Annotated in this window: 12 protein-coding genes and 1 pseudogene; 5 read left to right on the plus strand and 8 right to left on the minus strand. The window is 72.1% G+C overall.

Features of this window, described 5'->3' with window-relative positions:
- Nucleotides 1-4: 4 nt before the first annotated feature.
- The 5 genes from AC5WS8_RS04220 to AC5WS8_RS04240 form a co-directional block, all read right to left on the minus strand.
- Entirely contained in the window at nt 5-7,537 is a 7,533-nt protein-coding gene (locus tag AC5WS8_RS04220) for a beta-ketoacyl synthase N-terminal-like domain-containing protein (RefSeq protein WP_496101870.1), read from the minus strand.
- A gap of 105 nt (nt 7,538-7,642) precedes the next feature.
- Nucleotides 7,643-13,894 carry an SDR family NAD(P)-dependent oxidoreductase gene (locus AC5WS8_RS04225; RefSeq protein ID WP_496101871.1) on the minus strand — a complete coding sequence of 2,084 codons (6,252 nt, stop codon included), beginning with the start codon at nt 13,892-13,894 and terminating at the stop codon, nt 7,643-7,645.
- A gap of 126 nt (nt 13,895-14,020) precedes the next feature.
- A complete protein-coding gene (locus AC5WS8_RS04230; RefSeq protein ID WP_496101872.1) occupies nt 14,021-14,884 on the minus strand; it encodes a thioesterase domain-containing protein in 864 nt (287 codons plus the stop codon).
- On the minus strand, nt 14,868-15,134 hold the full coding sequence (locus tag AC5WS8_RS04235) for an acyl carrier protein (protein ID WP_496101873.1): 267 nt from the start codon (nt 15,132-15,134) through the stop codon (nt 14,868-14,870). The genes AC5WS8_RS04230 and AC5WS8_RS04235 overlap by 17 nt, the downstream gene beginning before the upstream one ends.
- A gap of 573 nt (nt 15,135-15,707) precedes the next feature.
- The gene (locus AC5WS8_RS04240) at nt 15,708-17,126 is read right to left on the minus strand and encodes a carotenoid oxygenase family protein (protein WP_496101874.1); all 1,419 of its coding nucleotides are present in this window, start codon (nt 17,124-17,126) and stop codon (nt 15,708-15,710) included.
- Between the two features lie 142 nt (nt 17,127-17,268).
- Between AC5WS8_RS04240 and AC5WS8_RS04245 the strand changes: the two genes are divergently transcribed.
- Together AC5WS8_RS04245 and AC5WS8_RS04250 are read left to right on the plus strand one after the other, a co-directional pair.
- On the plus strand, nt 17,269-17,787 hold the full coding sequence (locus tag AC5WS8_RS04245; RefSeq protein WP_496101875.1) for a PadR family transcriptional regulator: 519 nt from the start codon (nt 17,269-17,271) through the stop codon (nt 17,785-17,787).
- Between the two features lie 419 nt (nt 17,788-18,206).
- On the plus strand, nt 18,207-18,413 hold the full coding sequence (locus AC5WS8_RS04250) for a hypothetical protein (RefSeq protein WP_496101876.1): 207 nt from the start codon (nt 18,207-18,209) through the stop codon (nt 18,411-18,413).
- Between the two features lie 234 nt (nt 18,414-18,647).
- On the opposite strand, the gene AC5WS8_RS04255 is transcribed toward AC5WS8_RS04250, so the two are convergent.
- Both AC5WS8_RS04255 and AC5WS8_RS04260 read right to left on the minus strand, forming a co-directional pair.
- Nucleotides 18,648-19,541, minus strand: coding sequence for a COG4705 family protein (locus AC5WS8_RS04255; RefSeq protein ID WP_496101877.1), 894 nt, complete (start codon nt 19,539-19,541; stop codon nt 18,648-18,650).
- 153 nt (nt 19,542-19,694) lie between these two features.
- Nucleotides 19,695-19,973 carry a hypothetical protein gene (locus AC5WS8_RS04260; RefSeq protein ID WP_496101953.1) on the minus strand — a complete coding sequence of 93 codons (279 nt, stop codon included), beginning with the start codon at nt 19,971-19,973 and terminating at the stop codon, nt 19,695-19,697.
- 138 nt (nt 19,974-20,111) lie between these two features.
- Between AC5WS8_RS04260 and AC5WS8_RS04265 the strand changes: the two genes are divergently transcribed.
- Nucleotides 20,112-21,164 (plus strand): hypothetical protein, encoded by a 1,053-nt coding sequence (locus AC5WS8_RS04265; RefSeq protein ID WP_496101878.1) that lies wholly within the window; start codon nt 20,112-20,114, stop codon nt 21,162-21,164.
- Nucleotides 21,165-21,282: 118 nt separating this feature from the next.
- Here the strand turns inward: AC5WS8_RS04265 and AC5WS8_RS04270 are convergent, their stop codons facing one another.
- On the minus strand, nt 21,283-21,735 hold the full coding sequence (locus AC5WS8_RS04270) for an OsmC family protein (RefSeq protein ID WP_496101879.1): 453 nt from the start codon (nt 21,733-21,735) through the stop codon (nt 21,283-21,285).
- A gap of 109 nt (nt 21,736-21,844) precedes the next feature.
- Between AC5WS8_RS04270 and AC5WS8_RS04275 the strand changes: the two genes are divergently transcribed.
- Nucleotides 21,845-22,099, plus strand: a complete 255-nt coding sequence (locus AC5WS8_RS04275; protein WP_496101880.1) for a hypothetical protein — start codon at nt 21,845-21,847, stop codon at nt 22,097-22,099.
- Between the two features lie 18 nt (nt 22,100-22,117).
- Nucleotides 22,118-22,250: pseudogene (locus tag AC5WS8_RS04280) on the plus strand (IS5/IS1182 family transposase); the annotation flags it as partial.
- Nucleotides 22,251-22,267 lie beyond the last annotated feature (17 nt).

Here is a 22,267-nt window from a genome sequence, read left to right on the forward strand (position 1 = left end):
TGGTTCAGGCGTGGTCGGGGGCGGAGCGAACCTCGATGGCCGCGTCGGTGAGTTCGTAGATGCGCAGGCCCGGCTTCCACAGGTCCGCGTCGGCGATCAGCAGCAGCCGGTCGGCCTCCCGCCGCACCTCCTTGATGTGCACGTCGAAGCGGAGTTCGCCGTCGTTGCGGAGGATCTGGCCGCGGTACTTCCAGCTCATCTCCACACCGGTGGCCATCGCGAAGCGCGGGTTCTCGATGCCCTCGGCCAGTCCTTGTTCCAGCACGAACAGCCGCATGGCCTGCAGCACGGCTTCCACCCCGAGCGAGCCGGGCATCACCGGGTCGCGGTGGAAGTGGCAGTCGAAGTACCACTCGTCGGGCCGCACCTGGCGGTGGCCGTGCAGGTAGCCGGCGCCGTGCCGGCCGCCGTCGGCGACCAGGTCCACGCGGTCCACCAGGTGGAAGTTCTCGCCGGGCAGGTGCAGGTGCCCGGCGGCGGGGTCGGTGAACGCGGGAGCCTCCGCGGGCAGTTCGATGCGGCGCACCCGCTCGGCGGCGGGCTGCTCCTGCTCGATCCAGGGTGCGACGTAGCTGCCGTTGTCCAGGCCGACCTGGTTGGCGAGCGCGGCCTCGCTGAAGTATCCGAAGAGGGATTCGCCCGTGTAGAAGACCTCGCCGTCCGCGGAGAGCTCGTAGGAGAAGTTCTGCAGCACGGCTCCCGAGACGGCGCTGGTCATCAGCAGCTTGGAGCGGTGGCGGATGGTCTTGCCGCGCAGGTCCACGTCCTTCACCAGGGTGGCCCGGCCGTCCAGGTTGCGGATGGAGTACTGCTGCCCGGGGTCCTTGAGAGTCGCGCCGAGGTAGTAGCCGAGGAAGATGGCCGCCTGCAGCGAGGTCTCCATGTACACGCAGTTGGGCATGTGCGGGTAGGAGTTCTGCCGGTAGTACCAGGCGTCCGCGGGCGAGTCGTACTCGGTGACCATCTCGGAACCGGGGCCCAGGTCGCCACGGGTGCCCTCGAGCGACATCACCCGGTCCACGAACTGGAAGTCGCCGTTGGGGATGTAGGGCGCGCGGCTGCTGCGGTAGATCTCGAACTCCGGGCCCATCGCCATGTCCAGCAGGCCCTTGGCGGCGTGCGCCAGGTGCAGTTCGTTGATCATCGCGGGTTCGCCGCTGCGGTTGCGGCGACCGAGGAAGGCGGGCACTCCCCCGCTCTCCGGGCGGTACGGGGTGCCGTCCTTCTCCCGCACCTGAAGGCCGAGGTTCCGCATCTTGATGACCGGCTTGTCGCCCAGGTGGACCAGGATGTCCGCCATCACGGTCGGCCGCGGCAGCAGCGTGATCTCCATGATCTCGACCTCGTAGCGGATCTCCCGGTGCTCCGGGGTGACCTGGCCGCGCACCTGGACGTCGATCCGCTGGTCGGGGACGGTCTGGAAGCGGGCGTCCGGCAGGGTGAGGTGCATGCCCAGGTAGAGCAGGTAGATCTGGAGCAGCTGCACCGCGCCCTCGGCCACCAGCGAGCCGGCCAGCACCGGGTCGTCGGGGAAGTGGCAGGTGAAGTACCAGGCGTCCGGAGCCAGGCGCTTGACGGCGGTGAGCTTGCCGAGACCACGCGGGCCGCCGAGACGATCCACCGTCACCTCGTCCACCATCCGCAGCATCGCGTCCGGCAGCCGCAGTGCCGGATTGAGGCCCTCGTCCTGGGCGTGCTCGGGTCCGAAGACCTCACCGTGCCGGCCCTGCGCGAGCAGCTCCAGGTCGGCAGCGGTGAGCAGGGTCCTGCCGGTGTGGGCGAGGGGCTTGAAGTACCCCTTGGTCAGGGCGGCGCGCTCGGCGCGCTCGCGGTCGGTGATGACGACGCCGAGCGAGGAGTCCAGCTCCTGCTTGCTGAAGAACCCGGCGCAGGCGTCGCGGAGTTCGAGGATCAGCTCGTCGTCGGCGTAGCAGTCGTAGCTGAAGAAGAACAGCGTGGTGTCGCCGTTGTGCACGAAGCGGTCGATGGAGATGTCGTAGCGCAGTGTCTGCCCGGCCCGGGGCAGCCCGCCGCGGAAGATCAGCGAGCTGTCCAGCAGGCGGTAGACCCGCTCTCCCTTGTTGCGGAAGTCGATGCCCAGGTAGCTGACCAGCAGCAGGTCGCACTGGCCGGCCTCGACGGTGACGGCCGGCGGTGCGCCCTCGTCCACCAGGTACCAGGCGTCCTCGGGGATGTCGTACTCGGTGGTGATGGTGGCGGGGCCGAACGTGCCGGTCCGCGCGTCCAGCTCGGTCACCCGGGTGACGAAGTGGTACGGCGGTGCGGGCAGACGGACGCGCTTGGCGTAGGAGTCGATCGGCGCGAACTCCGGTCCGAACACCTCGGCCACCGACCCGGTGGCGAACTCCAGCAGTGCGGTCTCGTCCCAGATCACCCCTTCCAGCGGGCCGCCTTCGGGCGCGGCGGTTGCGGCCGGGGCGGCCGGGGCGGTTCCGGGCGCGGGCGCCGTCGGGGGCAGCGGTGCGGGCGCACTCCGCAGGGGGACGTCCGGGGCCGGCGGGGCGTGTGAGGGGATCGGCTCCCCGGCGAGCAGGGCCTCGGCACGGCTGAGGGTGGCGTCCTGGAGGACGCGCTGGGTCTCCATGACCACCGAGTGGGTGGCGATCATCTGACGGCGCAGCTCCCGCACCAGGTCCGCGGTGGGCGCGCCGGTGCTGTCCGGGTCGGCGGGCGAGTCCGGGGCGGTCGGTGCGACGGGGAGGTCGCGAAGGTCGCGGGCTGCGGTGGCGGGCTGCTCAGGGCTCGCCGGTGCCCACGGCAGGAAGGCGATCGGGTCGCCGTCGAAGGCGATGGCCTCGGGGTCCACGACGGTCGGGTCGGCGGGCATGGGATCGGGTTCCTCCGGTGCGGTGGACGGGACGGGGGCCGAGGCGGGTCCGGAAAGAACGGGTCCGGAGGCGGCGGCGACGGGCACGGCCACCGGCGTGGCGATCGGTTGAGCGACCGGCCGAGCAGCCGACTGACGGTCCGTCAGCAGGTCGGCGGCCGGGGCGATGGCACGCACCCCGCGGGCTACCCGCTCCGGCACCGGGTCGCCGCCGCCCACCCGGAACCGGGCCGTGCGCCGGGCCGGGGCGGGCGCTTCGGCGTCGGCCTCCGCGCCGAGCAGAGCCGTGAGGTCCACCGGCAGGCCGTGCCCGACGAGCCGGGCGACCAGCTGGGCGATCGACTTGGTGGCCGGCACGCCGCGCCGGTCCACGCAGACCGCAACGTGCGGCTGCTCGCCGAGGGTGTCGCGCACCCAGCGGGAGCAGGTGGCGCCGGGGCCGACCTCGATGAAGTAGCGGTGGCCGCGGTCGTAGGCGGTGCGGATGAGGCGCGGGAAGTCGATGGTGGAGCGCAGAGTGTGCGCGATGCGCCGGGCGATGCGCTCCCGTTCCAGACCGGGCAGCTCCTGGTAGTCGTACGCGGAGAACAGCTCCAGGCCCTCGATGGAGCCGGTCGGGTAGTCGTTCAGCCCGGCCAGGCCGTCGAGTTCGGCGTCCACCACCGGGCAGTGCATCACCACGCTGACCGGCGAGCGTGCCGCCGGGCAGCCCAACTCCTCGATCAGCGCGCGGCACTGCGCGGGGTCACCCGCGATCACCAGCTCGCCGGGGGTGTTGATGTGGGTGAGGAAGACCCGGTCGTATCCGGCCAGCGCGGCCTCGGCGGTCCGCCGGTCGGTGAGCAGGACGTGCGATGCCCACAGGTCCTTGTCCGGGGTCCCGGCCGGTATGTCCTGCCACAGCTCGCGCACGGTACGGCGGGGGCCGACCAGGCGGTCCCGGAAGATCGGCGTGGTGCTGATCAGATCGTCGCGGCGGCCCTCGGCGAGCCAGCCGCCGGTGGCGAAGAGCATGCTGGACTCGCCCAGGCTGTAGCCGAAGCCGCCGTGCGCGGTGACGCCCAGGATCTCCCGCACCAGGTGGGTGTAGAGGACGGCGAAGCTGGTGCCGGTGGCCAGCATGAACGGCACGTCCTCGCCCAGCGCGGACTCCAGCTCCATCAGCTCCCGCCGTCCCGGCGTCACCACGGTGCGCGGGTGGAGCAGGGCGGAGCGCAGCTGGCGGGAGGGCTCCTCGGCCTGCGCCTCGAAGTGCTCCAGCAAGCCGGGGAAAGCGCGGAAGAGGTCCTGGCCGAGGCCCGGGTAGGAGTTGAACGCGCCGGGGTAGACCAGCGCGACCCTGCCCTCCGGGCCGATCGGGCGGGCGGTGAAGTAGGAGCCGGCCGGGGTGGCCCACTCACCGCCGGCGGCGTGCGCGCCGGGGATGTCCCGGGCGGCGAGTTCCAGTTGCAGGCGAAGGTCGGCCGCGTTCCGGCCGACGAGCACCGCGCGCAGCGGCGCGCCGGGGAGCTCGCGGGCGGCCGCGCGGGCCAGCGGCAGCGGGTCTGCGCCGCCGTCCAGCAGTCCGCGGTGCCGCTCGACGGAGGCCAGCAGGCCATCGAGGCTCCCGGCGGAGAGCGCCAGCAGAACCGGGCCCTCGGCCCGCTGCCAGTCGGCGTCCACCGTGCGCCCGCGGGTCCCGTCCGCGGAGAGCACCAGGTGGGCGCAGACGCCGCGGGCCCCCAGCATGCTGACGGCGGCATACCGCCGCGCCCACCGTGAGGAACGCAGCCAGGGCCGCGACCGCTCGGGCACGTAGAGCGCGGAACTGGCGAAGCCCTCCGCGAACTCCACGGCCGGTCGCTGCCACCCGGCGGTGCCGGGCAGATGGCCGTGATGCAGGCAGAGCACGGTCCGGATCAGCCCCGCCATCCCGGAGGCGCACCCCGCGTTCCCCAGCTGAGCCTTGACGCTCCCCAGCGCGACGGTGCGCGTCGGGTCGGCGGGGTCGTTCAGGGCCGGGGCATCGCCGAGCGGGTCCGGGGTGTCGCCGGACGCGCGCGCGGGACCTTCGCCGCGCTCCGGCGCCTGGGCGCCGCGCGGGGCGGCCGCTCCTTCGGCGAGGTCCTGGCGCGAGGCTGCCGTGGCGTCCCCGGCACCGGCCGTCGGGCCGTCCTCGGCCCCGGCCCGTTCCACCGTGCCCGGCCCGGGGTGCCCGGCAGGGCGGTACACCCGTGCCAGTGCGGTGAGTTCGGCGTCGTCCTCGGGGTCGGTACCCGCCGCGTGAGCCTCGACGTAGCCGACCTCCGCGGCGGAGATCCCGGCTGCGGCCAGGGCCGCCTCCGCGGTGGCGGCCAGCGTGTCGGCGTCCGCCTGCGGTGCCGCGCCGTCGCGGGCCTGGGCGGTGCGCAGGGCGAGGGCGTCCAGGCGGGCGTGGACGCGGCGGCCTTCGGACTCACCGCTACGGGTGACGACGACCGCGCCGGCGCCCTCGCCGATCCGCAGGCCGCGTGCGCCCTGGGCAAAGGTCAGGCCCGCCTCGGAGACCACGTCGGGGTGCAGCAGCAGGTGCTCCGCGGAACCGGTGAGGTCGACCGCGCCGACCAGCACCGCCTCGATGCCCGGATCGAGCAGCAGCAGCCGGGCGGCCTCCAGGGCTTCCGCGGTCCCCGAGCCCTCCGCCGAGACGGTGAAGGACGGGCCGGTCAGGTTCCACAGCGAGGAGATCCGGCCGGCCATCACGTTGCCGATGTAGCTGAGCACCTCGTTGGCCACGATCGGCGGCACCACCGCGTCCCGGCCCACCGCCGCGACCGCCGCGAGCTGCTCCTCCGTCAGCTCCACTCCGGCGGCCTCGAACTGCTCCCGGAGGAAGCCGGCCAGCGTGTACCGGGTGAGCCGGGCGTGGGTGTACGGCTCCAGTTCCATCGCCACCACCACCGCGATCCGCCGCGGCTCGGGCGCGTTCGCTCCCGGCGGGACGGTCCGGCTGTACCCGGCGTCGCGCAGCGCCTCGTCGGCGACCTGGGTGGCCAGCGCGTGCTGGAGGTTGTAGGTGCGCAGGTCGGCGGGTGGGATCTTGTGGTCGACGGGGTCGATGTCCACCCCGTCCACGTAGGCGCCGCGCGGCACGGACTCTCCCGCCAGCCCGGCCTGTTCGAGCGTTCCGCCGTGGGTCTGCTCCAGACCGCGCCAGCGCCGCTCGGGCAGTGGGCCGAACGCGTCCGCGCCCGCGTAAACGGCTCGTTCGAGGGCGTCCACGCAGTCCAGCGGGCCGAAGTGCGCGCCCAGACCGACGATGTCCAGCGCGGGCAGCTTTGCCGGAGGCTCCTCGACGGGCTCCCAGGTCTCCGCGGCCTCCGGCGCGGAGAGCACGACGTGCGCGTTGGTGCCGCCGAAGCCGAACGCGGAGACGGCCGCGCGCAGCGGTCCCACCCCTTCGGGCCACGGCCGGCCCTCGCGGACCAGCACTCCCTCCCCCACCTGGCCGTCACTGGAGCGCACCGGCTGTTCGACGCCGATGGTGGGCGGGATGTGGCCCTCGTCCATGGCCAGGATGACCTTGAGCAAGCTGCTGAGCCCGGCGACGGTGAGCAGGTGCCCGATGTTCCCCTTCACCGAGCCGATCAGCGGTACCTTGCCGTGGCGGCCGAAGAAGGCGGCGACGGACTCGGCCTCGGTGGCGTCGCCCAGCGGGGTTCCGGTGGCGTGGCACTCCAGGTAGTCGATGGCGGAAGGGTCCACGCCGGCCTCGGCGTAGGCGAGTTCGTAGGAGGCGAGCTGGCCGCCGGCCTGCGGGACGAGGAGGTGGCGTCCGCTGCCGTCGTTGCTCAGGCCGATGCCGTCGATGACGGCGTGGATGCGGTCGCCGTCGCGGAGCGCGTCGACGAGCCGCTTCACGGCGACCACCCCGGCGCCCTGGCCGGTGAGGATGCCCTCGGAGCGGTGGTCGAAGGGCTGGCTGAAGCCGCTCTCCGGGTAGGCGTGCAGGTCGCTGAAGGAGAGGTGGATGAGGGTGGGATCCGGGGCGCAGACGCCGCCGGCCAGCACCAGGTCGGCCTGCCCGGCGGCGAGGTGTGCGCAGGCCAGTTTGAGCGCGTAGAGCGCGGAGGAGCAGGCGGCGTCCAGCGCGTAGCGCGGGCCGCCGAGGCCGAGCGCGGCGGCGGTGACGGCCGCCGGGGAACCGCTGACCCGCAGGTTCTCGCTGCGCAGCAGGTCGGCGTCGACCAGCGGAACGCCCGCCGGGAGCCCGGCCGGTGCGGGCAGCCCGGCCTGGCGCAGGCCCTCCAGCACCGCCTCCTGGGCCAACGGGATGCTGATCCGGGCCGAGGTGGGGGTGGGGAAGGAGTAGTTGCCGAGGACGATCGCGGTGCGGGCGAGGGTCTCCGGCCGGGCGTCGTAGCCGCTGTCCCGCAGAGCCTCGCGGGCCGTGTGGAGCGACCAGTGGAAGATCCGGTCGAGGCCGGCGAGTTGCCCGGGGTCGAGGCGGTAGCCGGTGGGGTCGAATGCGAAGTCGGTGATGAAGCCCCCGCGGCGACAGTAGATGCGGTGCCGCGGGTCGAGGTCGGCGTCCTCGGGCGTTGCGCCGAAGATCTCGTCACCGCCCTCCCGGCGGGCGTCCGCCCCACTGCGCAGGTTCCGCCAGAACTCGGCGGGGGTGCGGGCGTCCGGGAAGAGACAGGACAGGCCGACGATGGCGTACTTGCTCATCAGAGCGAGGTCCCTCCGTAGTCGGTCGGCCCGGCCGGCAGGCGCGTACGGGCGCGCCGGCCGGGCCGACCGGGTCAGGTCGTCAGTCGGATGCGGACGGGCCGGTCAGCCGACGACGAACTTGGCCGTGAGCTGCGGCGCCGAGATCACGGAGACCTCGTTCAGGCGCGTCAGCACCCGCCCGTCGGGGGCGCAGGCGGTGACGGTGAGTCGGGCCTCGGCGCCCGAGCCCGTGGAGTCGGGCTGCACCAGGACGAGGAAGGGCCCGCCGTCGGGCAGCGGGTGGTGCAGTTCGGCGCGGCCGACGCCGAGCGGGAGCCCGGCGCTGCCTCGGAAGAGCCGCACCCACACCAGCGTGGCCTGCAGCAGCAGGTCGGCGGTGCCGGGGGCGTAGCGGGCACCGGCGAAGGCGCCGCCCGCGGTGCGGTGCTCGGCGAGCGCGCACTCCAGAACGAGCCGGGACTCCTCCTCGGCGAGCACGCGCCGGATGCCGCGCAGCGACGGTCCGTGGAAGAGGGTGCCGTCGGCGTAGAGGCCGTCGGCGGCCCGGCCGCCGCCCAGCGGGGGCAGCCCGGCGACGGGCGCCTGCGGCGTGGCCGGCGCGCTGTCCAGGACTGCGGCGTAGTGCGGCCGCACCGCGCCGTCCCGGCTCACCGAGCGGATCGCCGCCTGCACGGCGCCGGGGCTTTCCGGCAGCGGGCTGATGACCAGGCGGCAGTCCTCCGGCTGGGTGCCGTCGAAGACGATGCCCTTCTGCACCGAGAATTCCCGCACCTGGCGGACCTCGCCGCCGGTGGCGCGCTCCACCGCGCCGATCGCCCAGCCGAGGGCCACGGCCGCCGGGAGCACCGGTGCCTCACCGATCACATGGTCGGCCACGATCGGTTCCCGGGCCAGCTCGGCGATCCGCCGCTCGACGGTGCGGGAGGCGACGGGAGCGGCCGGAACGCGCTCGGAGAGCGGGGTGGTCGGCCCCAGCACGGTCACCACGTCGTCCGCGCGCCCGTCGGCGAACTGGTCGGCGAACATCGCGACGCCGGTCTCCTGCGGGATGAGGGTGATCCCGCGCTCCCGGAAGACGGCCTTGATCTCAGGGGAGACCATGCCGCTGTCCCAGGCGCCCCAGTTGAGCGAGGTGATCCGGGCGGCGGGGTGGCGCTGCTTCCAGGAGGCCGCCCAGGTGTTGAGCGCCTCGTTGGCCATCGCGTAGTCGGACTGGCCGCGGTTGCCGAAGAAGCCGGCGACCGAGGAGAAGAGCACCACGTGCCGCAGCGCGTCCGCGTCCAGCGCGGCCGTCACGGCCCGCAGCCCCGCCAGCTTGGGCGCGAAGACCCGCTCGATCTCGGAGGCCTTCTTCTGCGCGATCAGCTGGTCGGCGAGCACCCCGGCGCCGTGCACCAGGCCGGTGACCCGGTCCCGGTAGGGCGCGAGGGCGGCCGCCGCGGCCTGCGGGTCGGTGATGTCCACCGCCAGGTACTCGGCGTGACTGCCCGCCGCGCGCAGCGCGTCCAGGGTCGCGCGCACCTCGCGCCCGCCGACTACGGCCCGGTAGGCCTGCTCGACCCGCTTCGGGGTGGGCTTCTCGCCCGCGGCCTTCAGGTCGGCGACGGCGGCGGCCTTGAGCGCCGCGTCGTCCTGCACCCCGCGCGCCCACTCCGGGTCCTCCTCCAGCGGGGTACGGCCGAGCAGCAGCAGGCCCGGCCGGTGACGCCGTGCCAGCTCCACCACGCAGGCCGCGGTGATGCCGCGCCCGCCTCCGGTGACGACCAGCAGGTCCTCGGAGCTCAGCGGCTGCGGCTGTGCGCCCGTCGGGTGCAGCGGCTGCTCTGCGAGGGTGAGAGTGACGCGGCGGCTACCGTCGTGGCCGACCTGGACGGGCTCGGTGGCCGCGTCGTGCACCTCCCCGAGCACCAGCGCGGCGGCGGCGCCGGGCGCCAGGCCGGGAGCCAGATCGATGGCCCGGCAGAAGACCTCCGGAGCCTCCACGGCCAGGGTCTTGACCAGCCCGGCGACGCCGCCGATCGGCGCCAGTTGCTCGTCGACGCCCCCGAGGCCGAAGGAGCCGTCCAGCCGGGTGACCGTGGTGTAGGCGGTGCGGCCGAAGGTGGCGGCGGTGCTCAGCGGCTCCACCAGGTGCTTGGCCACCAGCAGGGTGTGCGCCAGGCGGCGCACACCCTCCGCCCAGTCCGCCGGGGGCACCGTGCACAGGTCGAGCACCAGGCTGATCCGCTCGCCCAGCGCCTCCTCGACCCGCGCGGCGAGTTCGGTGACGCCCCAGCCGGTCAGCGCGTGGTCCACCGCACCGTCCACCCGCTGCGGCACGCCGGGCAGCCGCAGCACGTGCACCTTCCAGCCCTGGGTCTGGAGCTTCGCGGCGATCTCGGGAGCCAGCTCACCGCCGTCGTCCACCAACAGCGCGCCGGAGGACTCGGGGTAGGCGTTCACCAGCTGGTCGGGGACGGGCAGCTCGGCCAGGGCGGCCTGCGCCCGGCCGATCCGCCCGCGCTCCGGGGCGGCTTCCGGCTCGGACGCCGGGGCCGGGGCGGAGTCGGCGGACGGGCCGGTCTGCGGGGCGGGCGCATCCTGGCCGGATATGAAGCCCACGATGTCCTGCAGCGTCCGCAACTCCGCCAACTGCTCCGGACTCGCAGCCACACCCGAGGCGAACCGCTCGTGCAGCACACCCATGATCTCCACCCGCTTGATGGAATCGATGCCCAAATCCGCCTCGACATCCATCCCCAGCTCCAGCATCTCCGCCGGATACCCCGTCTTCTGCGCCACCACCTCCAGCAGCACCGAAGCCACCGTCGCCCCATCAGACCCCACAACAGCAGCCGCAACCGGCGTGGGGGCGACCGGCGCGGGTTCCGGGGCCGGGGCCGGGAGCGCCGCGACCGCGGGTGCGGCGGGGACGGCCACCGGCTGCGGCACCGGGGCGCGGACGGCGGCCGGGGCGGGCGAGGCGTACGCCTCCGGTGTGGACGCGGGGGCAGTCACGGCAGCCGGGGCAGTCTGGGTCGCCGGAGCCGCGCCGAGTTCCAGTCCGGCCAGCTCGCACAGGATCTCGTTGGCACGCAGGTGGGTGCGGCCGATGGCCAGGCTGTGATCCTTGACGGCGGTGACGCCGGAGAGCACCTGGTCCAGCTGCCCCTTGTCGTAGGCACGCTCCAGCAGACCCGCGAGGCGCTGCGCGCTGTTCAACTGCCCGTTGAGGTAATCGTCGTGGAGCGCCAGGTGGTCGGCGATCACGTTGGCCAGACGGTCGTTGTCCACGGATGCGGTCTCCTGAGCGGTGGGGACGGGTGCGGGGGCAGGGGCGGGGGACGGCGCAGGGGCCACCGGCAGCGTGGCGACGGCCGCGACGGTGCCCCGTTCGGTGTCGGCTGTCGGCTGGAGGGCGCCGGCGAACGCGCCGGGCGGGGAGGCGGCCGGCAGCGGCGCCGCCGGCTCGGGCACGGGGCCGGACGAGGCGTTCGACGCGGTCGGTGCGGAGAGCGCGGTCGGTGCGGCTATCCGGTAGCCGTTCTCGATCGCCTCCCGGTACGCGGCCCTCCGCTCCGGCGAGACGTAGTTGATGCCATTGAGCGTGATCGCCATGCCCTTGACCGCCCCCCGCTCCGCCGGCGGGGCGGCGTACCGGTCCGCGGTGCTCAGCGGCAGCCCCAGAACGGCGAGTTGGGCCACCGTCTGCTTCAGCGCGAGGTCCGCGTCGCGGCCCGGACCGGCGTCCGCAGCCAGCGCGGTGTGCGGGCGCTCGCCGAGAACGCGCCGTACCAGCTGGGTGAGCACGCTCTTCGGCCCGAACTCGACGAAGGTGCGGAACCCGGCCGCGTACATCTCCTCGACCCGGGCGGCGAAGTCCACCGGGTGGATGAGCTGCTCGGCGAGGATCCGGCGGTTGGCCGCGAGGTCCGCGCCGTAGACGGCGCCGCGGGTGTTGGCGTAGACGGCGCCGTGCGGCTCGGCCACCGCCGCGGCCTCGACGTGGGCGCGGAACGCCTCCACAGCGTGTCCGACGTAGGGGGTGTGGAAGGCCGCGGACACCGGCAGCCGGGACGCCTTGATCCCGGCCTCGCCCGCGGCGGCCACCAGCCGCTGCACGGCCTCGGTGGCGCCCCCGACCACGATCTGGTCCGGCGCGTTGCGGTTGCACACGTGCAGCCCCGGGATGGCGGCCAGCAGCTCCGCCACCCGTTCCTCCGGGGCGCCGACGGCGGCCATCGCCCCGGCGTCGAAGCCGGGCCCGGCGGGCGGCGCCATCGCGGCGCCCCGGGCCCGGGCGAGGGCGAAGTACGTGTCGTCGTCCAGCGCCCCGGACGCCCACAGCGCGGTCAGCTCGCCGAAGCTGTGCCCGAGGTAGCCCTCCGGTGCGAAGCCCAGCTCGCTGAGGTAACGGAACTGGCCGGCGGCGAGGGCGCCGATGGCGGGCTGCGCGTACTCGGTGGCGCGCAGTGCGGTCTCCTGGGCCGTGCGCGCGGCCTCGTCGAAGACGGGCGGCGGGAAGGCGATCCGGGACAGCGGCTCGGCGCCCTGGAAGTGCCGGTTGGCGCGGTCGAAGGCGGCGCGCAGCGGTGGCAGCGCCAGCACGGCGGTCATGCCCGGGTTGACGTACTGGCTGCCCTGCCCGGCGAAGAGCGCTCCGATCCTGCCGCGCTCCCCGGTCGCGGCGGCGTGGCGGCGGAAGAAGACGCCCTTCGGGTGCGACCAGGAGTCGGCCTCCGGACGTGCCCGCAGTTCGCGCAGCGCGAGCTCCTGCAGTGCCGTGGCGTCCTCGGCGCCGCGGGCGGCGAAGGCGACGCGGGCGTGGTCCTCGGGGACGGGGCCGCCCTGCGGGGGCGCGCCCTCGGCGAGTGCGGCGGTGAGCGCCGCCGTGTCGGGGGCGTGCCACAGGTGCACCTCGGCGACCGGGGACATCACCCGGAGGTCCTCGCCGTCGCCGTGTTCCTCCAGCACCACGTGGAAGTTGGTCCCGCCGAAGCCGAAGGACGAGACGGCGGCCCGGCGCTGCGGACGGCGCGGGTCGCGGATCCAGGGCCGCAGCTGCGTGTTGACGTAGAAGGGGCCGCCTGTGAAGTCGACGGCCGGATGGGGCCGGTCGACGTTGATGGTGGGCGGCAGCACCTTGTGGTGCAGGGCCAGCGCCAGCTTGATCAGGCCGGCCGCGCCGGCCGCCGCCTTGGTGTGCCCGATCTGCGACTTGACGCTGCCCACGGCCGCGTACTGCCGCTCCTCGGTGGCCGCGGTGATGACGGCGGCGAGCGAGCTGAGCTCAGTGGCGTCGCCGACGGCGGTGCCGGTGCCGTGCGCCTCGAAGAGCTCGACGTCGGCCGGGGAGCAGTCCGCGTCGTGGTAGGCCCGCTCCAGGGCGAGGACCTGGCCCTCCTTGCGCGGGGCGTAGATGGACTTGAAGCGGCCGTCGCTGGCGGCGCCGATGCCGCGCAGCACGGCGTAGACGCGGTTGCCGTCCCGCTCGGCGTCGCTGAGCCGGCGCAGCGCCAGCATGCCGATGCCCTCGCCGATCAACGTGCCGTCGGCGTCCTGGTCGAAGGGCCGGATGCGGCCGGACTTGGAGAGCGCCGGGGTCTTGCTGAAGCAGAGGTACATGAAGATGGTGTTCTCGGCATCGCAGCCGCCCACCAGCATGGTGTCCGCACGTCGTTCGAGCAGCTCGCTCACGGCCGCCTTGACGGCTCCCAGCGAGCTGGCGCACGCGGCGTCGACGGTCATGTTGATTCCGCCGAGGTCCAGCCGGTTGGCGATCCGTCCGGCGACCACATTGCCGAGCATGCCGGGGAAGGAGTTCTCCTCCCAGGGGGCGTAGGCGAGGCGGAACTTCGCTGCGATCTCGTCGGCGTCCCGGTCGGAGAGGCCGCAGCTGCGGACGACCTCCTTCAGGACGGGGGTTTGCAGGCGGGCGGTGAGAGGCTGGGTGAGCTGGTTGGCGCCGGTGATGCCCAGCACGACGCCGGTGCGCGAGGCGTCGTACCAGGACTGGTCGGCCCCGGCGTCCTTGAGCAGGTCGCGGGCGACCACCAGGCTGAGCAGCTGGAGGACGTCGGTGACCTCCAGGGTGTTCGGCGGCAGTCCGAACTCGAGCGGGTTGAAGGGCGTGTCCGGGATGAAACCGCCGCGCTTGGCGTAGGTCTTGTCCGGCACCGCCGGGTCGGGGTCGTAGAACTCGTCGACGTCCCAGTGGGTGGCGGGCACGTCCTCGATGCAGTCGGCCGCCGCCGCGACGTTGGCCCAGAACTCCCTCAGGTCGGGGGATTTGGGATAGAGGGCGGACAGACCGACGATGGCGATCGGGTCGCGGGCGAGGCGGCGGTCGAGGTCGGAATCCTGCGAAACGTTCACAGCGAGGCTCTCTCGAGTGTCGGGGCAGGGCAGTACGGCCCGGCCTCGTTGGAGGAGGGTGGGCCTAACCGGCGAAGTTCTGCTGGTTCTGGATGCCGGGGCACCTGAGGTTCCCGGTATCGGTGGTCAGGCGGCATCGAGCAACGACGCGACGGCGGCCGCGGCGTCGGGGCGGGTGAGCATGGTGTAGTGGTCGCCCGGGCAGGAGTGCACGTCGAGGCCGTAGGGGGCCAGGGGCTCCCAGCCCAGCGTGCGGTCCCCGGGGATGAGGCTGCGCTCGGCCCTGACCAGCACCACGGGAACCGGCGCCGGCACCGGGTGGTGCGGGTTCGTCAGACGGTTGTTGCGCAGCAGACCGTCGACGTAGGTGTCATAGAGCTTGCGGAGTCCTGGGAGCGGAGTGGAGGGCAGCAGCACCTCTGCGGCGATGGCGGCCTCCAGCACCAGCTTCAGTCCGTCGTCGACTCCGAGGCCGGCCAGCCGCTCCGCGTCGAGCGGCAGCGGGCGGTCCCGTTTGGCGCCGAGGTACATGGTGAACCAGCCGAGCAGCAGGGACGGTTCGAGGGCGTCGTCGTCCTGCTTGTAGGCCTCCACGGGCGCGATGCTGTCCAGCAGCATCAGCCGTCCGGGACGGCGGTGCGGCGCGGACAGACCGACCATGGCGTGCGCCACCACGCCGCCGAAGGACCAGCCTGCCAGCACATGGTCACCCTCCATGTGAGCAATCCGGAGAGCCGTCAGCAACCGGGAGGCCAGGGCGTCGACCGTGGTGGCGGCACGGCCGCCGGTGAGCGCGGCCTGCCAGTACTCCGGCAGACCTCCCAGGTCGAGCACGGCCAGCCCCACGCCCGTGGGGAGAGCCTCCGCCAGGCCGCTGTGGACGGACACGTCGAGCGCGCCGGGATGGACCAGGTAGACGGTGTGCCTGCCCCTCGCCGCTACGCGGTAGCGGTGGATGACGGGCCGTTCGGCGCTACGCGGAGGCTGCACGTCGGTCGCTCTCCTCCGCTATGTGAGCGGCCAGCTCCTTGATGGTGGGGTGGTACCACAGCGTCGTCGTGCTGAGCTCGAACCCCAGCCAGTTCTCGATCTCGCCGGCGAGGATCAGGGCTTCCGTCGAGTCGAGGTCCATCTCGTCGAAGTACATCTCCGGCGAGACCTCGGTCTGCTCCGCACCGAGGCGGTGCGCGACCTTCTCGATCAACCACTCCTGCGCCTCGAGCGCGCTCACTGCGGGCATGATGATTCCTTTCCGGGGAAACGGGACGGACCCGAGCGGGACAGAACGCGGCAGGGCTCGCGTGAACAGTTCTACAAAAGCCAGGAATTCCAGAGACAGCCGCGAATCGAAATGACGAAAACAGCGGATGAATCCGGCCGACTTCACCGGAGACAGCAACCCGTATCCACATGAGAAGTCGCCGGAACGACAGACCCAAAGCCCTCCTTACCGCCAGTAAGCCTGGATCCAGGTTCACTCGCCGGCGGCGACGGGACACTTCCGCGACCGACTCTTTCCAGCCAGTGATTGAAGCCTAGGGCCGCAGTTATGGACCCTCAAGAGACTGCTCGTTAACAGTGGGTATCCATTGTTTTCCGGAAAATGAACGGAGTCACGATTATTACCGACCAGTCGACCGGAAGGAAATGGAATTCTTTATTCAGTGAACGCGGTCAACGAGAATCGCCACTTTCGAGCACGTCCGACCAGGCCATGACCATGACAATTTTGCAGCAAATTCCGGAATCATGGACGGCCTTCGGCGGCCTCAGTATTTCTTCACTTCCGGAACCCGAATCCGCCCCTGCGGTGCTACCGCACGAAGGTGCCGTGGAACCCGAACGGGACGGCATGCGGAACCTCGGCCCGAGCCAGTTCCTGGAAGGTCCGCGCATCGAGCGCCAGGAGATACGACGACGCGGTCGCCGACCGCAGGACGACCGCGAGCACGATCCCGTCGTCCTCCGCTCCGTCCCGGCCGTGACCGGGGGGCGCCGCGACGAAGACGGGCTCGCCCGGGTAGCAGCCCTCCTCCTGCCACAGAAGCGTGCTGCCGTCGCCGACGTCGAGCTTCACCAGCTGGTTGAGGAAGTCATCGGTCCGGCGATCGCGCGAACCGACACCGTACGCGTAGCGGTAGGCCCGGCCGTTGCGCTGCCCGTAGGCGATGCGCGGCAGCTCCAGGGATTCCCCCGACAGCTCCTCCGCCACGACCGTTCCGGCCTCGAGATCCACGGAGAACCGCGTGGGTGTGGCCTGCGGGAGGGCACCCCCGCCACGGAGGGCCTCGAGGTACAGGGCTTCGATGATCGAGGCGTCCCGGTAGGCGCACAGGTCGACGAAGAGCCGGCCGTCCTCTTCCCAGGAGTTGATGTGGTGGAAGGCGAAACACGCCGGTCCGCGCAGCACCGCGCGCACCGATCCGCTCTCTCGGTCCATAACGACGAACCGGGTTCCACGCTCCGGCTTCCAGCGGTAGTTCTCGATGAAGGGCCGACCGCTCAGCAGGAGTCTGAAAGGGTTCACCACCAGGGGAAACTCAACCAGCACCACATGCCGGGGAGTGATTGCGAAACTGTGCATATAGGCGGGCTCGTCGACCCGGTAACGCCCGAGCAGTTCGCGGCGCGGTGCGCCTTCAGGTCTCTGGTGATACACACGATATTCGCTGCGCCGCGAGAAGTGCGTCACGTAATTGACCAGGTCACCGGTGACCGGGTCCTGGTGGGGATGGGCCGTCGTGAACTGCCCGCCCAACCGGTCCTCGTAATCCACCACTCCGACGGTGGCGAGAGTTCCCGGCGCGAACTCGACCGGCAGCGGGGTTTCGGTGAGCGCGACGACCTGGTCCCCGAACCTGGCGATGTTCACGTTCGGGTTGACGGGCCGTGGGCGCTGGAAAGGCGTGAAGAAACGGGCGAAGACACTTCGGCACGGGTCGGTGGCGAACTCCTGGTAACGGATCCGCCCCTCCCGGAGAACGGCCCGGCTGCTCGGTGTGTCGAGGTAACGGTTGGCGTACTCCACCCGGCCGCCGTCGACGGCGAACCGGTGAACCATGGCCTGACCGTCGAACCAGTGGCGGAACCCCGTATCGCCGGCCTCGAACCTGGCGGGTCCGTTCCGCAGCAGCACGCCACTCAACCACTCGGGCAGGCGCCCGCTGACCGGGAGTTCCACTGCATGGGTCTCGTCATCCAGGCTCTGGAAGCCCGGGCCGAACCGCGCCATCACACCCCTCCCCGTTGCGCCGCTCCCACGGGGGTCCGCTCTGGGTGGCACATGGAACATGACACATTGGACCGACCACAGTGGACTATCGACGGCCAGCATCATGTACCGTCCACTGTGGAGTGTCAAGGGAGGGCCCTTCATGGACAGCCTCAACGCCACAGCCGCCACACTCCTCGGGTTTCTCCACGCCGGGGAAGCAAGCGGTTACGAACTCGTGGCCATCGCCGAGGAGCTCGTCGGCGACTTCTGGACCGTCACCCGTAGCCAGGTCTACCGCGAACTCGCCGCCCTCGCCGAGCGCGGGCTGGTCACGGCGGGGGACACCGGACCGCGCGCCCGCGTCCCTTACCGCCTCACCGAGGCCGGGCGCGAGGCGTTCGCACAGTGGATCATCACGCCCCCGGGCACGGAACAGATCCGCTATCCCCTGCTGCTGACGATCGCCTTCGGCGGTCATCTCGACCGCGACCGACTGCTGTGCCACGTCGACCACCACCGGACCGTCCACGCGCAACGCCTCAAGACGTACCAGGCACGCCTGGAAACCGCGGGGATCGACGCCTACCAGCGCGCCACCCTCACCTTCGGGATCCGCTACGAAGAAGCGGTCCTCGCCTGGATGGACGACCTTCCCGCCATCCTCGGCCCACCCGACTAGCCGTCCTCGCCGGCGTGCACGCCCCGGCCGGCCCGGACCGCTCACCTGGAGCGGGCCGCGGTCGAGCAGGAGGCCCTGGCCGGGGTCGCCGTGGCGCCGTGGTGTTCTCTCACGGCTTCCGGGAGCTGATCAGCAGACGTGATCTCCTCGCCAGGCACAAGATCTTCACGAGCCGCCGCCCGGCCGGTGGGCCACAGCGGTTGGCTGTGCCGGCCCAGCCGGTGGCGGGACAGCGCGGGCACGGACAAGCAGCGCCGGGTCGCGGCCGCCTTCGTCTCCGGCTCCGGTCATGTCGTCCGGGGCGTGACACCGGACAGGGACCACGGAAGTATCTGCGCGTCGGGGCCGCACCGTTGTGCGAGACCGACCCCGCACTCGCCGTGAAGCCGCTTCCCCGGCCGTCCCGTTACATCCCGACGGTGCACGCCTCCCGCCTCGCCTTCGCGGCGGTCGGCGCCCTCCTCGCCGTCCCTTGTCCGGCGGGTGTCGTCCCCTCCTGGGCAGGCCTGCTCCTGGGCGTGCTCGCGGGGCTCGTGGGGCTCGCCGCGGGGGCCGCGACGAGCGGATGGGGCGTGGACCCGGAGCCGTGGACCGTGCACGAGGGGGTGTCCCCGTCACGCAGGTGAACACGGGGTCGCTGTCCGCTCCTGCCACTGTCTGATCGAGCAGATCATGGAGCCGATCCGGGAGTTCCTCGCCGACACTCTGCCGGCCACCCCCGACCCGGGCGACGGGCACGACGGAGCGGGCGACGGGCACGCCGGAGCGGGCCCGGAGCCACCGCTCGCACGACGCCCGGCCCGTCGTCGGCGGTCAGGTGTCCTACGGTTCCGGGCACACGCCCGGTACCCGCTTCACGGTCAGTCCGCCTGCTGGGTGACCGAGTGCCTTGCCAGCCGGGCAGCGGTCCGGCGCTCCTGCACCTGGGAGTAGGCCATGAGTGCGAACAGGACGGCGAGGAGGACGGCGGACGAGCCGGCGGTGCCGAGATCCAGACCGCCCCTGGCGGCCGGCTTGGTGAGGAAGTCGCCGGCCGTGGCGCCCAGCGGACGGGTGAGGACGAACGCGATCCAGAACAGCAGCACGTTGGGCACCTCGGGGACCTTCATCAGCGCCGCGAGCACGGCGAGCGCTCCGGTCACGAGCAGCGCGCCGCCGGCGTAGCCGAGGCCGGAGCTGTCGGACAGGAAGTCGCCCATCGAGGTGCCGAGGGTGTTCGACACGAGGATCGCCGACCAGAACAGGGCCTCGCCCTTGAAGGTGACGATGTCGCGGATCTTGAACGTCATCCCGCTCAGCTTCCAAACGAGGAAGATCACCAGAAGGATCGAGACGAGGATCGCCGCTCCGGCCGGGTAGCCCAGGCCCAGGCCCTGCGGTCCCCACCCCAGCCTGGTCGCGCCGTTCGATAGGTACTTGGCGCTGGCGTCCCGGTTCATGAAGTCGGACATCGTGGTGCCGGCCATGCTGGTCGACAGGATCACGGTCCAGTAGAAGAACGGGTTGTAGCGGCTGGATCGCAGCTGGACCACCAGCGTCACCACGAAGATCAGGAACAGCGCGATCGTGGTGAGGAAGTAGCCCAGCTTGAGCGTCTGCGAAAAGAGGTCACCCGCCGTCTCGCCCAGGGTCGTCGCGGCGATCTTCATGATCCAGAAGGCCAGCGTGACCTCGGGCAGCTTCTTCATCACCGACCCGGTCGCACTCGACGTGCCCGCCACATCGGGGTCGATGTGGACCTCCGGTTCGTCCAAGTCACCTTCTCCTGTCCGGTCGAACGACAGGGCGCCCGTCCCCAAAACCGGGACGAGCGCCCTCGTGGACGAGCCGGCCGCCGACGGCGGCCGAGAACTCCGACCGTGACACAGAGGGGGTGAGCACATCCTGAACGCGGACCGTTCAGCAGGTCAGGCCGCGTGTCGCGCCGCTCCCTCCGGCTCGGCGACGTCCTTGCGCGGTACACCCAGGTACACGACCAGGCCCGGGATGACGGCGAGGAACAGCCCACTGGTCACCACCGTGCCCGGGCTCAGGCCGCCGTCTCCGTTCGGCTGGGAGAGGTAGTCGCCCCTCGACGCGCCGACGCCGTCATCGCGGGACTGCTCCTCGCCCGGACCGCAGATCAGCCACCGGAGCGTCAGCAGGAGTTCACCGGCTGTCCGCTCATCGGCCGGCCCTTGGGCCAACCGGGGCCGCCAGACTCCGGCCGAGCCGATCACCGACTGCCGCCCACGCCCGCCGTGAGCCGCAGCCGCTCCCCCCACCGACCGCCGACAGCCGTGTCCCGGCCCGCCCGGGCCACTCGACCCGTGAGGGAGAATCCGATGAGATCCTGGCGCCACGCCCTGTCCGCCACCGCCGCCCTGAGCCTGGTCACGCTCGCCGTGTCCACGGGGAGTGCCTCGGCCGGCCCCCGCACCGCCGAAGCCGACACCGCCTCCGGCGACACTCCTTTCACCTTCGCGGTGTTCGGCGACATGCCCTACGGCGACGCCGAGATCGCCGACTTCCCGCACGTCATCAGCCAGATCAACGCCGACCCCGACATCCGTTTCGTCACTCACCTCGGGGACATCAAGAACGGCTCGACGGTGTGCAGCGACGCGTACTTCCAGATGATCAAGTCGGACTTCGACCAGTTCAAGGACCCGCTGGTCTACACGGTGGGCGACAACGAGTGGACCGACTGCCACCGGCCGAACAACGGCTCCTACAACCCGCTGGAACGCCTCGCCAAGATCCGCCAGGTGTTCTTCTCCCGCCCCGGCCGGACCCTCGGCCAGAACAGCGTGGCGGTGACCTCGCAGGCCGACGAGGGCGTACCGGAGGACGTCCGCTACACCCGCGCCGGCGTAGCGTTCGCCGCGGTCGACGTGGTCGGCAGCAACAACAGCATGGCGCCGTGGACCGGCAACACCCGGCCCACCCCCGAACAGGCCGCGGAGGTACTGGCCCGCACGGCGTCGGTGATCGAGTCCATCCGCGACACCTTCGCCTCGGCCCGGCGCCACCACGACCGGGCCGTCACCCTGATGATGCAGGCCGACATGTTCGACCCCACCGTCAGCGATCCCTCCTACGCCGACTACTACGCCTTCCAGCCGATCGTCGCCGCGATCGCCCGCGAGTCGGCCGCCTTCGACGGCCCGGTCTACCTCTTCAACGGCGACAGCCACCTCTACAACAGCGACCAGCCGCTGGCCGCCGGCTCCTCGTGGCTGTCGTTCTACCACCTGACCACCGCCGTGCCGAACCTGCACCGCATCACGGTCGACGGTTCCAGCAACGCCAAGGACTACCTGAAGGTGACCGTCCAGCCGCACAGTGCCCAGGTCCTGAGCTGGACCCGGGTCCCGCTGGCCGGCTCCGGCGCCTGACACGCGGGGCGTCGGCGGCCGGGCCCCCGGCCGGCCGCCGACGCCGTGTCCCATCCCGCCACCCGACCGGACCGAGCGGCGGACCGTCTTCGGTGACCCCGGCCCCGGGAGAGCGGGCTCATTGCTCCAGTTCGATGCCGATCTCCGGTGGCTGGTCGAGTGTGTTGTGGACGGTGCAGTGCGAGGCGACGGCCAGCAGGGCGGCGCGGCGCTGTTCGGGGAGCTCGGGGGGCGTGACGACCACGACGCGGATGGAGGCGACGCGGGCCGGACGGTCGGTGGCCATGACGAACTCGGCACGGACCCGCAGTTCGGCGCGGGGCAGGCCGTGGCGTTGCAGGTAGCGGCCCGCGTAGAAGGCGACACAGGAGGCCAGGGAAGCGGCGAACAGCTCGGTGGGCGTCGGAGCGGTGTCAGTGCCACCCGCCTCGGTGGGCTGGTCGACCTGGACGTGGTGCCCGCGGATGTCGACGCTGTAGGCGTCGTCGCCGACGTGGGTGACCTCAAGTCGGTGCACGTCGGCGCCCCGCGGCCGGGTTGTGCTGCTGAGGTGCGGAGCAGTGCCGGTCATGGCCGGACCCCTTCTTGCCTGTGGACGTGTGGTGCCGGTTTCCAGTGGACCGTGGACGGCTCGCTGGACCGATGGGCCAACGGGGTACTGCGGGGGCCGTTCGGCCCCCGTGTCGGACCTGGTGATCGCGACGGTGGTGCTCGCCGCGTCCGTGCACGACAACGCCCCGGGCATCGTGCTGCTGGACAAGGGCTCCGCCGACACCGACACCGACACCGTTCACAAGGCCCTGGGCCGCCAGGCTGCCGTCAGTGCAGTACGCGCACGCACCGGGGCGCTCTGCTCGAGAATCCGCTCGGTGCCCTCCTCGCACACGATGACGAGCTATCCCGCCGGGTCGTGCCACAGATGGAGGCGGAGGTGATCCCCTCTTCGGGGGGCGGTGACCCGTGGCACGGGGAAGCCGTGGGAGATCAGCGACGAGCCGTGGGCGGTGATCGTGCCGCTGCTGCCGAGGCATGAACGACGGTTCCGGCATCCAGGAGGCAAGGACCGACGACCGCAGGACGCTGCGACGAAGGCCCGGGCGCTC

It is taken from the genome of Streptomyces sp. PTL18, from assembly GCF_059510295.1.